Annotated in this window: 10 protein-coding genes; 6 read left to right on the top strand and 4 right to left on the bottom strand. The window is 44.3% G+C overall.

Annotated features, from left to right (window positions below):
• Window positions 1-945, top strand: coding sequence for a hypothetical protein (locus tag FPZ43_RS05785; RefSeq protein ID WP_146380909.1), 945 nt, complete (start codon window positions 1-3; stop codon window positions 943-945).
• 52 nt (window positions 946-997) lie between these two features.
• On the opposite strand, the gene FPZ43_RS05780 is transcribed toward FPZ43_RS05785, so the two are convergent.
• Window positions 998-2401, bottom strand: a complete 1404-nt coding sequence (locus FPZ43_RS05780; protein WP_146380908.1) for an MBL fold metallo-hydrolase RNA specificity domain-containing protein — start codon at window positions 2399-2401, stop codon at window positions 998-1000.
• A 133-nt stretch (window positions 2402-2534) separates the two neighbouring features.
• Between FPZ43_RS05780 and FPZ43_RS05775 the strand changes: the two genes are divergently transcribed.
• Together FPZ43_RS05775 and FPZ43_RS05770 are read left to right on the top strand one after the other, a co-directional pair.
• On the top strand, window positions 2535-2906 hold the full coding sequence (locus FPZ43_RS05775) for a BlaI/MecI/CopY family transcriptional regulator (protein ID WP_146380907.1): 372 nt from the start codon (window positions 2535-2537) through the stop codon (window positions 2904-2906).
• 2 nt (window positions 2907-2908) lie between these two features.
• Window positions 2909-4870 (top strand): M56 family metallopeptidase, encoded by a 1962-nt coding sequence (locus tag FPZ43_RS05770; RefSeq protein ID WP_146380906.1) that lies wholly within the window; start codon window positions 2909-2911, stop codon window positions 4868-4870.
• A 64-nt stretch (window positions 4871-4934) separates the two neighbouring features.
• On the opposite strand, the gene FPZ43_RS05765 is transcribed toward FPZ43_RS05770, so the two are convergent.
• The 3 genes from FPZ43_RS05765 to FPZ43_RS05755 form a co-directional block, all read right to left on the bottom strand.
• Window positions 4935-5615, bottom strand: coding sequence for a PAS domain-containing protein (locus tag FPZ43_RS05765; protein ID WP_146380905.1), 681 nt, complete (start codon window positions 5613-5615; stop codon window positions 4935-4937).
• Window positions 5616-5624: 9 nt separating this feature from the next.
• Window positions 5625-5780: a lmo0937 family membrane protein gene (locus FPZ43_RS05760; protein ID WP_146380904.1), complete on the bottom strand. Its 156-nt coding sequence runs from the start codon at window positions 5778-5780 to the stop codon at window positions 5625-5627.
• Window positions 5781-5953: 173 nt separating this feature from the next.
• Window positions 5954-7753, bottom strand: coding sequence for a M61 family metallopeptidase (locus FPZ43_RS05755; protein ID WP_261380994.1), 1800 nt, complete (start codon window positions 7751-7753; stop codon window positions 5954-5956).
• 234 nt (window positions 7754-7987) lie between these two features.
• On the opposite strand from FPZ43_RS05755, the gene FPZ43_RS05750 reads away from it, so the two are divergent.
• The 3 genes from FPZ43_RS05750 to FPZ43_RS05740 are packed head-to-tail and all read left to right on the top strand — an operon-like array spanning window position 7988 to window position 13524.
• The gene (locus FPZ43_RS05750; protein ID WP_146380903.1) at window positions 7988-9070 is read left to right on the top strand and encodes an efflux RND transporter periplasmic adaptor subunit; all 1083 of its coding nucleotides are present in this window, start codon (window positions 7988-7990) and stop codon (window positions 9068-9070) included.
• Between the two features lie 7 nt (window positions 9071-9077).
• Window positions 9078-12200: an efflux RND transporter permease subunit gene (locus tag FPZ43_RS05745; protein WP_146380902.1), complete on the top strand. Its 3123-nt coding sequence runs from the start codon at window positions 9078-9080 to the stop codon at window positions 12198-12200.
• A 4-nt stretch (window positions 12201-12204) separates the two neighbouring features.
• Window positions 12205-13524: a TolC family protein gene (locus tag FPZ43_RS05740; RefSeq protein ID WP_146380901.1), complete on the top strand. Its 1320-nt coding sequence runs from the start codon at window positions 12205-12207 to the stop codon at window positions 13522-13524.
• Window positions 13525-13550 lie beyond the last annotated feature (26 nt).

Raw genomic sequence — 13550 nt, 5'->3', positions numbered from 1 at the left:
ATGAGAAAGTTTATAACAACCTTGTTTGCCTTTGCAGTTGCCCTAACAGCGGTTGTATTTATCTGCAACCGCAATTATTTTCCCGCCAAGGCCAAAGGTAACGATGGCTATATGGGGGCCATGGTTGATAAACATCACTTTGCCGACAGCCACCAATCGCCGCGCATTATTTTTTGCGGCGGCTCAAATATTGCCTTCGGTATAAACAGCAAGCGTATACAGGATAGTACGGGCCTGCCCACCGTAAACCTGGGCACAACTGGAAGCCTCGGGCTTGATTTTATATTGAATGAGGCCAGGCGCACTGCCCGGCTGAAGGATATCATCATCATTTCAAGCGAGTATTATTTAAGTAATGATGGTTCCTACGCCGCTAAAAAAGAAGCGCTGCGCATTTACCCGCCTGCAGGAAAATACTTTAAGCAAACACCACAGCAATGGCTGCATGATTTTTTTGTAGAAGATCTGCAAAGAAACCTTACCGTCACTTTATCTACTTTGCTGCACGTTCAAAGGAAGGGCTTTCCAACCAACGTTGTTTATTCCCGGTCATCGTTTAACGAGAATGGCGATGTGGTGCGCAGTTTTGATCCGCATCCGTCGCATGAGTTTCTTAAAACGTTCGATCTTAAATACAAGCTCAACCCCAACATTCAATTGCTGAATGATTTTAAGGACTATGCTGATAAAAACGGCATGGCGGTTTATTTCATCTACCCAAGCTTTCCACAGTCGCTCTACAACGCCAATGCAAAAGTGATTGACGCCTATGAACGCGATATGCAGTCGGGCATAAAGATCAAAATACTCAATCATCCCAAAGATGCGCTGTTTGCAGATAGCTTATTTTACGATACCGAGTATCACCTTGTTCCCCAGGGACGTGAGTTGCGTACAGATAAGATAATAGAGCTGTTAAGAAAAGAGAAGATAGCCAGGAGATAATTAAGCAAAAAAGCCAGCGCTTTATAAAACGCCGGCTTAAGTATATTTTGCCCTATTCCAGTACTACCTTTTCATGCTGGTAAGGAATTTCGACATTTTGGAACCCATTTTCTTTTAGCCGCTCCGCAAAGCTTTGTTGTACCTCATACTCGCCATGTACCAGGAAAATCTTTTTTACTACAGCCGGATCCTGGCATGAAATAAAGTGAAGTAGGTCTTCATAGTCGCCGTGGGCACTCATGCTTTTTAAGGAGCGTACTTCGGCATTTACCTGGTACTGATCGCCAAAAATGTAAACCTCTTTTTCGCCCCGGGCAAGGCGGCCACCTAATGAACTTGGCTCGGCATAGCCCACCATCAGTATGGTGTTTTTTTGATTGCCGATGTTGTTTTTTATATGGTGCTTCACACGTCCGGCCTCGGCCATGCCCGATGATGAAATGATAACGCAAGGCCTTGCATCATCGTTCAAAGCAATTGATTCGGCTGTTGACTCAACAAACCTTAAGCCTTTAAAGCCAAACGGATCATCATCTATTTTTAATACCTCTTTAACGCCGTTGTTATATACTTCCGGGTGGTTTTTTAAAACTTCCGTTGCCTGTGCCGATAGGGGGCTATCTACGTAGTAAGCTACATCCGGGAGTTTACCCTTTAGCTCAAGCGCGTTGAGAGCATAAAGCAATTCCTGCGTACGGCCAACGCTGAAAGCCGGTATAATTAATTTGCCGCGCTTCCGCTCACAAGTTTCAGTTATAATTTCCAGCAAGGCGTCTTCAATGGAACCGGCGTCTTTGTGCAGGCTGTCACCATAGGTCGATTCCAGTAAGATATAATCAGCCTGCGGGAACGTTTGAGGGCTTTTAAGTAATAAGTCGCCGTAGCGGCCAACATCACCGCTAAAGGTTATGTAAAAGTCCTTATTGTTCTCGGTTATCTTGATGTGCACGGCCGCGCTTCCAAGGATATGCCCTGCGTCTGTAAATTTAAACTTCAAATCAGGGTTAAGATGATATTCCTCGTGGTACTCTACTGTTTTAAATAATCCTAACGCAGCAATGGCATCATCTTCATCAAACAGCGGTACTTCAAGCTCGAGGCCCTTACCCTCACGGCTTTTGTTACTATATTCGGTATCCTGCGTTTGTATTTTGGCAGCATCCATTAATAGGATACGTGCAAGGTCCATTGTGGCAGGTGTGCAAAATATCTGGCCTTCAAAGCCCTCTTTAACCAAACGGGGTATCAGTCCACAATGATCTATGTGTGCGTGCGATAAGATAAGATAGTCGACAGTTTTTGGCTGGAAACCAAAATGCTCATTCATGCCTTCGGTGCGTTCGCCCAAGCCTTGGAACATGCCGCAGTCGAGCAATATAGTAGTGCCGTTTTCGAGTTTTAAAAGGTGTTTGCTGCCGGTTACATTACGGGCAGCGCCGTGAAAAATAATCTCCATTTGTGAATTGGTTGTGATAGGAAACCAAGCTGCATAGATAAAGTTTATTTTAAACAAAACTAAATATTTAGTTGTTATTATGAAATACATCTTCTACCTTAGATAATTATTAGAACAAACAATTGTATTTCAAATGGAAATTAAAGAATTAACCCGCGCCGAAGAACAAATAATGCAGGTGCTTTGGCAGTTGCAAAAAGGTTTTGTTAAGGACGTGCTTGATGTGCTGCCTGAGCCAAAACCAGCCTACAATACGGTATCAACTATCATCAGGATATTAGAAACCAAAGGCTTTGTAGGGCATACGGCTTATGGCAAAAGCCACGAGTACCACCCTGTGATAAGCAAGGAGCAATACAAAACCTTCGCGGCAGATAAATTGCTGACCGGCTATTTCGATAACTCTGTAAACAGGATGCTTTCCTTTTTTGTGAAGAAAGAGAAAATTGATTTGAAAGAGGCCGATGATATCATGAAATTGATTGAAAAACTTAAAGAAAAATAATCATGACCTGGTGGCATTATTTATTATTGGTAAACATATACCTGATATTGTTTTTCGGGTTCTATGCACTATTGCTCCGCCGGGAAACATTTTTTCAATTAAACCGCATTTATTTGGTGGGTGCGGCTACGCTATCGTTCATCATCCCGCTGGTACAGGCCCGCTGGGTGCAGGATCTTTTTATAACAAAGCAAATGCAAACAACCATATACAGCACAACGTCGCCGGATATGATTGTCACCTTTGCACCGCTTAAAAATAACCCCATAACCATTGGCGAAATAGTTACCCTGCTATATGCAGCCGGTGCGGTATTCCTCGCCATTAGGCTGGTTTGGCAGTTGTTCGAGGTGAAGCAGATGATCAAGCGCCCGTCAAAGGTTTCTTATTCTTTCTTCAGCACCATTCGCTTAACCGAGCATGAGGAAGGTAACGATGTGATTAAGCAGCATGAGGAAGTGCATGCACGCCAGTGGCATTCGGCAGATATATTGATTATTGAAGCTGTGATGATTATTAATTGGTTTAACCCTGTTGTTTATCTGTACCGCTACGCCATAAAGCACATACACGAGTACATTGCCGATAGCTACGCAGTAAAAGCCGGCGCAAGCAAAGCCGACTATGCGATGCTGCTGCTTAACCAAACTTTTAATGCACCAGCCCATAGCCTCATCAACCCTTTCTTTAACCATAGCTTATTAAAAAAACGTATTGTTATGTTACAGAAGAATAAATCGCAGCGCATCAAGCTGATTAAATACGGCTTGTCTGCACCATTATTTATGCTGATGCTGATCTTATCATCAGCCACAATAAATAACAGTAAGGCTGTTGTTGCTATTCATGACAGGGCCGATGAGGTGTTTGACCGTACCGCGCAATCAGTAATACCTGATGCAAATGCTAAGGACGCAACAAACAAGGAGATTGCCGCCGACAAAAGCATTCAAGAAATCGAGCTTGACACGGTGCCGGGCAGGGAGCTTTTTACAGAGGTTGAGCATGCGCCAGAGTTTCCGGGTGGCGACGAGGCATTTGGTAAGTTCTTAGCCAAAAACATAAAATACCCAAAAGCCGAGCGTGAAAATAACGTACAGGGTAGGGTGGTACTTACGTTTGTTGTTGAAGCAGACGGTTCGTTATCTGATATTAAAGTTGCGAAAAGCGTTAGCCGAAATATAGATGCCGAGGCACTGCGTGTAATGAAAGCATCGCCTAAATGGCAGCCGGGCATTCAAAACAAACACAAGGTTAGGGTTCAATATGCCGTACCTATCCAATTTGCATTAAGCGCCGACAATAATGTTGACAAGGCTGCATCGCCTGCAAGCGGAGCCGTATTTTCCGCAGTTGAGCAATCGCCTGGTTTTCCCGGCGGGCAACAGGCATTTGAAAAATACATTGTCACAAACTTAAACTATCCACAACAGGCACGAGATAATCATGTGCAGGGTAGGGTTATTATAACATTTGTTGTTGAGAAGGACGGTTCCCTTAGCAACATGAAGGTTGTACGGAGTGTTGGCAGCGGTACGGACGAAGAGGCAGTAAGGGTTTTAGCCGCTTCGCCTAAATGGAAGCCAGGTATGCAAAGTGGTAAGCCGGTTAGGGTGCAATATACTGTACCTATAACTTTCTCATTAGCAGAAGCGAACGGTAAACCAGTACAACGGGTTGGCAAAGTGCCCGCTACAAATCAGTCATTCGCATTTACGGCAAGCACTATTGATACCGCAGACGGCAAAAAAAATACGGTTATTATCAGCGGAAATAAGAACGGCGAGTTTGCGCCGCTTTACATACTTAACGGAAAAGAAACAGCAAGTATTGAGGGAATCAATCCTAATGACATCAAAAGCATTAGCGTAATAAAGGATAAGAATGCAATTTTGAAATATGGAGCTAAGGGCTTAAACGGCGTTGTTTTGGTTGAAACCAAAAATGCTAAATTCAAACTGTAACAATATTAACCTATACCTTACAAACAAGAGCGCCCGTTAAAAAAACGGGCGCTCTTGTTTTATATCAAATAGTACTTTTTCTTGCTTCCCGCTCTTCGCGCAGGTTGCGCATTATTTTAGTGTAACCCCGGTGTTTTTCCTCCTCATCATACAAAGGGAATACCAGGCCGCTTCCCCAAAACTGAGACCCATCTTTGCGCAAATGGAAGCGCTCATCAACTGCACGGCCATCTTTTAAAGCAGTGCTTAGCTCTTTTTCGGGTGCGCGTTTCTCTCTGTCTTGAGGCGTAAAGAAAATCTGAGCGCTATGTCCAATTATCTCATGCTCACTGTAGCCAAGTACATGTTGCGCACCATGGTTCCAGCTGTTAACATCGCCATTTTTGTCGGTCGTTATCACGGCATAGTCTTCAAGGCTATCAAGCACCTGCTTAAAAAAGTCCTCGCTCATCCTAAAATAACTGTCCTCGAATATGTCTTCACCGGTAATATTGCCGCTGATGGTTTCATAATCTACCAGCACGGTAGTAGCATCCACACCGCAAGCCAACTGCATAGGCTCTCTTGTAATACGGTAGTAGGCTTCATATCCATTAGGTAAACTCAATAACGATGGCTTCTTGCGCACAGGTTTAAGCACAATTGTAGTTTCGGTGCTATTACCTGCTACAGTATTCGCCAGCATATAACTGTAGCCCTTTTCAATAAGGTCGCCAAGTAACTGAGGTGTTAACGAAACTTGCATAACCTTACATTAAACGGCGGTTGGCCTGCGAATAACTTTAAGTAAAACCATGATAACGGCAATAAGCAACAACAGGTGAATAAGATTGCCTGCTATTGAAAAAACAAGGCCAAGTGCCCAAAATACTACTAATATTACGGCGATAACGTACAATAGGTTGTTCATAAAGGTTGATTTTAGTGTTAGGTATATAGTATATTAATAACCGTGCCATAATTAGCTTGTTCACCTTTAATACCAGATAACACTTTCGTCAACCATAAAGTGAATTGTTATAGCATAAAAAATCCCCTTAAGGTTTGTGACATAAGGGGATTTTTGCCAGCTAAGCGCGTAGCTTATAATTTAAGCCATTTTTTGCGTACGGCAAGTTGCTTTTCTGTAGGTGCTGATAATGATTCTATTTTGTTTTTTTGGCGAGGATTACGCAGCAACGTAACCGGTAAAATGTAAGCTTTACCATCACGGTTAACAGTTATATTGATCTTATCGCCTATTTTTTTGTTTTTCATAATCTCGGCCTGGTCAGTAACCGGTGTGCCGTCAACAGCAACAATCTCGTCGCCTACGTTTATACCGTCTTTCCAGGCTGGCCCGTCGCGCAACACGGCCATTACGGTTATTTTACTTCCGGCTTTACCAAGGTTTACACCAAGCGTAGGCTCATTGGTGCCGGCAAGCTCGTCAGTAAGTTTATAACCGGCATAGCCCAGGTATTTGTTGTAATCGATAGCTGCGAGGCCATTAATGTAATCGGCATAAAAAGCATCTAATTTTTTACCTGCAAATTTTTCAAAACCGGCTTTAAATTCGGCATCGGTGTATCCGCGGCCTTTGCCTTTGTAGTAGGTATTGTACATGTACTTCATTACATCATCTAACGATGATTTGGCTGCCGAGCTATTGATGATCTCCAGATCAAGCAGCATACCTATAACAGCACCTTTATCGTAGTAGGAGATGCCGGTGTTAACCGAATTCTCGTTAGGGCGATAACCTTTGATCCAAGCGTCAAAGCTCGACTCGGCAAGTGGTTGTACCTTAGTACCCGGTGTATTTTCAACAGTATTGATGTCGCCAACCATTGCTGATAAGAAACCATCTTCCGGCACAATACCCGCATGGCGCAGCATCAGGTTTTGGTAATAAGCGGTAAAGCCTTCAGCAATCCAAAGGTTGGTGGTGTAATTTTCGTTATCGTAATCAAACGGGCCTAATGCAATAGGGCGCAGTCGTTTTACATTCCACAGGTGGAAGTGCTCATGAGCCACCAGGCTTAAAAAGCCCTGGTAGCCGCGCTCGCTGCCATACTGGTCGCGCGATGCGCCTAATACGGTAGAGCTTAAGTGTTCCAAACCACCGCCGTTACGCTGGCGGTTGTGTACTATAAAAGTGTAGTGTTTGTTGGGGTTTTCGCCAAATACGCCGGTTTCGGCTTCAACTATTTTGGCCATATCTGCAGACAGGCGCGCTTTATCATAATTGCCGCCGCCATACATGGCAACGTCGTATTTAACACCGTTTACTTCAAAGCCAAAAATGTCTTGCGTGCCTATCTCAATAGGCGAGTCAAAAAGGATATCATAATTAGGCGCAGTAAGGGTAAAGGCATCGCCACCTACCTTTTCAAGGCTGGTTGATACTTTATCCCAATCCTTATAAGGTATTATTTTAATGGTTGATGGCTGGTTAATCATCCCTTTTGGGTACAGAAAAATACCTGTGGTTGATAAAAACGCGTGCGATGCATCAACAAAGCTTGTACGCACCGACAGCTCGAACGCGTAAACCTTGTACTTAACAGTTACCGAGCCAATTCCAGCAGTTGCTATTTTCCAGGTGTTTTTTGATATTTTGGTTGCTGTAACAGCCTTGTTATTAGCCGTGGCCGATAGCGATTCGATGTTTTTTGCAAATTCCCTAACTAGGTATGAGCCGGGAGCCCAAACAGGCATTTTAACCTCAAGGGATGGCTGCTGCAACCCGCTGACGGTCATCTCTATATCTGCATAATGTGCCTGCGCATCAGGAAATGAAACTTTGTAAGAAATTTTAGCCGGTACAGCTGCGCTGACAGGAATAGTGCTCATAAAAAGTAGTGTTAAAGCAGCCAGCGCTGCAATTCGAAAATTTTTCATTCGGCAAGGTATAATTTTATTTAAAGTTAGTAAAGGGTGCCTTTTTAATTAAAGATGTAAAATCGTTGATACAAGCAATCAAAATACATTTTCGGCGGTTAGTTTTGTTACAAGGTTATTCGCCCCCGTAAAACCAATTATTATTAACGTAACCAATTAAAAGTCTGAAATTAAACAGATTAATTTAACACGACACAAAAGATAAAAATATAGCTGCCCCGCCCATATAAACACATGAAAAAACGATACATAGTATTTACCCTTATTGCGCTGGTAGTTGCGTTTTTGTTTTACAATAAGTTTTTTGGCTCGAAAGCAAAGCAAACCAATGCCGCCGCTACCGGTGGTAAAGGAAAAGGCAGGGGCAACAACGGCCCGGTTGCAGTAAATATACTTGTAGTAAAAGATACCGCGGTGCGCAACCAGATAGATATAACCGGTAGTATTGATGCCAACGAACGGGTAAACCTGGTTAGCCAAACGGCCGGCAGTATAACAGGTATTTATTTTGACGAAGGCACGCGCGTAAAAAAAGGGCAGCTGCTGGTAAAAGTTTATAATGCCGATCTGCAATCATCACTTCAACAGGTGCAGGCGCAAATTGTATTGGCAAAGGATATCGACAATCGTAATAAGATACTTTACCAGAAAGAAGCAGTAAGTAAGCAGGAGTATGAAACGTCGCAATCGTCGTTGGCTACTTTGAGGGCACAGGCTGATGTGGTAAAAGCGCAAATTGCCCGCACCGAAATACGAGCACCATTTAGTGGTGTTATAGGTTTGCGCAGTGTGAGCCCGGGCGGCTACCTTTCGCCTACTACGCCAATCGCCACATTGGTAAATATCGATCCGGCTAAGCTAACCTTTTCTGTGCCCGAGCGTTACCTACCGCTTATAGGTAAAGGTAGCCAGGTGCAGTTTACTATTGCCAGCTCACGCGATAACTTTAAAGCCACGGTGTATGCTGTTGAGCCGGAACTTGATGCTGCATCTCGCACCATTACGGTTAGGGCTAAGGCGCCTAACCCTAACAACCAGCTTACGGCTGGTGCGTTTGCAAAGATCAACCTAACGCTCGATCAGATACCTAATACCATTATGGTACCTACACAAAGCGTGATACCTGATTTAAAGAGCAGCAAAGTTTTTGTACTCAAGAATGGCGTTGCTGCTGCGCGTGATGTAAAAACAGATTTGCGTACCGATACCCAAATTCAAATTACCGACGGCCTTAAGCCGGGAGACAGCGTGGTAGTATCCGGCTTGATACAAATACGCGATAAGTCGCCGCTTAAAGTTTTAAAAGTTATCAAATAACCAAACTATGAGTTTATCGTCGGTAAGTATAAAACGACCTGTGCTGGCAACGGTAATGTCTGTTGTTATTGTGGTGTTTGGTATTATTGGTTACAAGTTTTTGGGCGTAAGGGATTTTCCGTCTGTAGATCCGCCTATTATTTCGGTATCAACAAGTTACTCGGGTGCCAACGCCGATGTAATTGAGTCACAAATAACAGAGCCGCTGGAGAAAGCCATAAACGGTGTGCCGGGTATCCGTAACATATCTTCAACGAGTTCGGTAGGTAGCAGTAACATTACGGTGGAGTTTAATCTTGATGCCGACCTGGAAACGGCGGCCAATGACGTGCGCGATAAAGTAAGCCAGGCCCAGCGCCAGCTGCCGCAAGATATTAACGCGCCGCCGGTTGTAACAAAGGCTGATGCAAATGCCGATCAGATCATTACCCTTACAGTTAGCAGTAAAACCCGTAACATAACCCAGGTTAATGATTTTGCCGAGAACGTTTTGCAGGAGGGTTTACAAACCATACCCGGCGTAAGTGCAATAAATATACAGGGCCAGCGCCAGTATGCCATGCGCCTATGGATTGATCCTGCCAAGCTTTCGGCGTTAGGGCTTACCGCTACAGACATAGGCACTGCTTTGGGCCGTGAAAACGTGGAGTTGCCTGCAGGTAAAATTGAAGGTAACAATACCGAGATTACCATACGCGCCCTTGGTAAGTTAACCAATGAAAAGGATTTTAATAACCTGATCATCCGTGCCGACAGCAACCGTGTGATAAGGCTGAGCGATATTGGATATGCCGTATTGGGCTCGGCAAACGAGGAAACATCCTTTAAGGAATCAGGCGTGCCGCAGGTGGGTTTGGCCGTTGTGCCGCAGCCGGGCGCCAACTACGTACAAATAGCGGAAGACTTTTACATCCGCCTCGAGCAGATTAAAAAAGATTTACCACCGGACATTACCGTTAAGGTAGCACTTGATAATACCCGCTTCATCAACAACTCCATAACGGAGGTAAAGGAAACCTTGCTGATATCATTTATATTGGTGGTTATCATCATCTATCTTTTCTTTAGGGATTGGCTTATTGCTTTCCGCCCGCTGATAGATATACCGGTGTCATTGATAGGGGCATTCTTTATCATGTATGTGTTCGGCTTTTCTATCAATATCCTAACCTTGTTGGGTATAGTGCTGGCCACAGGTTTGGTGGTGGATGATGGTATTGTAGTCACAGAGAATATCTACAAAAAAATAGAGGATGGCATGGCTATCCGTAAGGCGGCGTTTGAGGGTTCGGCAGAGATTTTCTTTGCGGTAATCTCCACATCGGTAACGCTGGCTGCCGTGTTTTTGCCCATTATATTTTTACAGGGTTTCACGGGCCGTTTGTTCCGGGAGTTTGCGGTGGTGGTAGCTGGATCGGTATTGATATCGGCCTTTGTATCGTTATCCTTAACGCCGATGCTTAACGTTAAGCTGATCCGTAAAAATCAAAAGAAATCAAAATTCTACGAGAAAACCGAACCGTTCTTTGAAGCCATGACCAATGGTTATACCGAAACCTTGGTAAGCTTTATGAAAAAGCGCTGGGTGTCTTTCGTTATTCTGGCAGCATCGTTTTTGATCACGGGCATTCTTGTAAAGGTGACCCCTTCAGAGCTTGCCCCGCTTGACGATCGCAGCTTACTACGTTACTCTGTTACGGGATCGGAAGGTGCCACGTACGAGTACATGACCAATTACATGGATAAGGTTGCCCAGCTGGTTACCGACTCTATTCCTGAATCAAACATTAACATCGAAATTGTATCGCCATCTTTCGGCGGTGGTGGTTCGGCCAACTCGGGTTTCGGGCGTATAGGTTTGGTAGCGCCGGATAAACGTGAACGCAGCCAGCAGCAAATTGCCGATTGGCTGAATGCAAAATTAAGAAAAATGCCCGATGCACGGGCCATTGTGGTGCAGGAGCAAACCATTAGCGGCGGTGGTAGCGGTGCGCGTACGTCATTGCCCGTGCAGTTTGTAATTCAAAACCAGGATTTTGAAAAGATACGTAAGGTACTGCCCGAGTTTTTTGCAGAGGTTTCTAAAAGCCCGGTTTTCCAGGGATCTGACGTAAACTTGAAGTTTACAAAGCCCGAACTACGCGTTACAACCGACCGCGACCGTGCGCGGGATTTAGGGGTATCAGTCGCGGATATTGCCCAAACACTGCAACTATATTACAGCGCCGGCAGGTTAGATTATTTCCTGATAAATGGTAAACAATACCAGGTAATTGCACAGGTAGATCGTGCCAACCGCGATCAGCCGCTTGACTTAAAATCAGTTTATGTGCGCAGCTCGAAAGGAACGCTGGTGCAGTTAGATAACGTGGTTAAAGTTGCCGAAAGCGCTACGCCACCATCCATCTATCACTTTAATCGTTACAAGTCGGCCACGGTACAGGCCGGGCTTGCGCCGGGCAACACTGTTGGTGATGGTATTGCCGAGATGGAACGCATCAAGGCAAAACTGCTTGATGACACTTTTAGCACCGACCTTACCGGCCCGTCACGAGATTACGCCGAAGGTTCATCAAACATTCTTTTCGCATTTGGCTTTGCACTATTGCTGATATACCTGGTACTGGCCGCACAGTTTGAAAGCTTCATTGACCCATTTATTGTAATGCTAACCGTGCCACTGGCGGTGTCGGGGGCGTTTCTTTCATTATGGTTCTTTAACCAAACGCTTAATATTTTCAGTGAGATAGGCATTATAACTTTGGTTGGCCTTGTTACCAAAAACGGTATCCTGATTGTTGAGTTTGCTAACCAGCGTATGGAGCACGGCCTAAGCAAGTACGAGGCGGTGGTAGAGGCGGCAACAGCACGTTTGCGCCCTATTTTGATGACCAGTTTAGCCGTTGTATTAGGATCGGTGCCAATTGCGCTTGCCCTTGGGGCGGGTGCCAAAAGTCGTGTATCCTTGGGTATTGTAATTATAGGCGGTATGTTATTTTCGCTGGTGCTAACGCTTTACGTTATCCCAACTATGTACATGGTATTTGCAGCGAAAACGCGCCGCGACCCTGATCACGAACAGGAAGAGGTTGAAGAACCAAAACAGCCTTTACTAATTGAAAAACTTTAAGCACATGAAGATCAATAAAACCATTTGCTTGATTTTTTGCGCTGTAAGTACGGCATTTACAGCAAGCGCACAGGAGTTGCCAAAGCTTAGTTTGAAAGATGCGGTGGCAATTGCTTTACAGAATAATTACAACATTAAGCTATCGCAAAATAACCAAACTATTGCATCTACCAACGTAACGTTAGGTAATGCCGGCTTCCTGCCGGTAGTTTCTGGTGATTACACCAATACCAATGGTATACAAACTACTAACCAAACCCGTACAGACGGTACCGCACGAAACATAAGTAACGCCCATAGCACAAATAATAATTATGGCGTAAACCTTAACTGGACTGTTTTTGACGGCTTTGCCATGTTTGCCAATTACGATCAGCTTAAACAACTGGACAAACTTGGCGGCGTGCGTCTGCGGGACACGATACAAAGTACCATTGCTAACGTAATTAACACCTATTATAACCTGATAAGCCAGCGCGGGCAAATACGGGCGCTTGAGGGTGCTATTGATATATCGCGCACGCAATTGCGTTACACTAACGATAAGTTTACAGTAGGCAGGGTATCTAAACTGGATGTTTACACCGCGCAGGTAAATTTAAACACAGATACAGCTGCATTGATAAGCCAGTTACAGCAGTATCGAACAACTAAAATTCAACTTAACCAGTTGCTTATCCGCAACCTGCAAACAGATTTTGAGGTGGGCGATACGATCATTGTTGATGACAAGCTTTTGTTAGGCGACGTTATCTCCAAGGCACAAACGCAAAACCCGGCTATTATAGCTTCGCAAATAAACAAGCGCCTTGCCGAAATCAATTTAAGGCAGGTAAAATCTACCCGGTACCCCGTTGTAGGGTTAACATCGGGCTACCAGTTTAGCAATAGTAGCACACCTGCGGGCTTTACACTAAGGCAAAATGCGCGTGGTTTAAATTACGGCTTTACGGCTTCTATAAATATTTTTGATGGCTTTAACCAATGGCGGCGCGAGCGTGTGGCAAAACTGCAGATAAGCAATGCCGAGTTGAGTGCCAAGCAAACCCAATTGGATGTTGAGGCGCAGATCAGTAATTTTTACGTAGCTTATCTGTCAGGTCTCGACCTTATAAAGCTTGGCCGCAGCAATGTTGAGCTTGCCCGTAAAAGCATGCAAATATCTCTTGAAAAGTATCGCTTAGGCAATATTACACCATTAGAAATTCGCGAGGCACAGCGTAACTTTTTAAATGCACAGTCGGTATTTTACTCTGCACTATACCAGTCAAAGATGGCCGAAATCACACTGAAACAAATAACAAATAGTATAAATATTCAATAAAATATTTATACTTGTTAAATAGTTTA

The sequence above is a fragment of the Mucilaginibacter pallidiroseus genome, from assembly GCF_007846085.1.
In the GTDB taxonomy this organism is placed as follows: Bacteria; Bacteroidota; Bacteroidia; order Sphingobacteriales; family Sphingobacteriaceae; genus Mucilaginibacter; species Mucilaginibacter pallidiroseus.
The sequence above is the reverse complement of the archived record's forward strand: the minus strand, read 5'-3'. Positions and strand labels throughout refer to the sequence as shown.

Coding starts and splice junctions, on each gene's coding strand:
- FPZ43_RS05785 (WP_146380909.1), top strand. CDS start 1: ATGAGAAAGTTTATAACAACCTTGTTTGCCTTTGCAGTTGCCCTAACA.
- FPZ43_RS05780 (WP_146380908.1), bottom strand. CDS start 2,401: ATGGAGATTATTTTTCACGGCGCTGCCCGTAATGTAACCGGCAGCAAA.
- FPZ43_RS05775 (WP_146380907.1), top strand. CDS start 2,535: ATGGAAATTAAAGAATTAACCCGCGCCGAAGAACAAATAATGCAGGTG.
- FPZ43_RS05770 (WP_146380906.1), top strand. CDS start 2,909: ATGACCTGGTGGCATTATTTATTATTGGTAAACATATACCTGATATTG.
- FPZ43_RS05765 (WP_146380905.1), bottom strand. CDS start 5,615: ATGCAAGTTTCGTTAACACCTCAGTTACTTGGCGACCTTATTGAAAAG.
- FPZ43_RS05760 (WP_146380904.1), bottom strand. CDS start 5,780: ATGAACAACCTATTGTACGTTATCGCCGTAATATTAGTAGTATTTTGG.
- FPZ43_RS05755 (WP_261380994.1), bottom strand. CDS start 7,753: ATGAAAAATTTTCGAATTGCAGCGCTGGCTGCTTTAACACTACTTTTT.
- FPZ43_RS05750 (WP_146380903.1), top strand. CDS start 7,988: ATGAAAAAACGATACATAGTATTTACCCTTATTGCGCTGGTAGTTGCG.
- FPZ43_RS05745 (WP_146380902.1), top strand. CDS start 9,078: ATGAGTTTATCGTCGGTAAGTATAAAACGACCTGTGCTGGCAACGGTA.
- FPZ43_RS05740 (WP_146380901.1), top strand. CDS start 12,205: ATGAAGATCAATAAAACCATTTGCTTGATTTTTTGCGCTGTAAGTACG.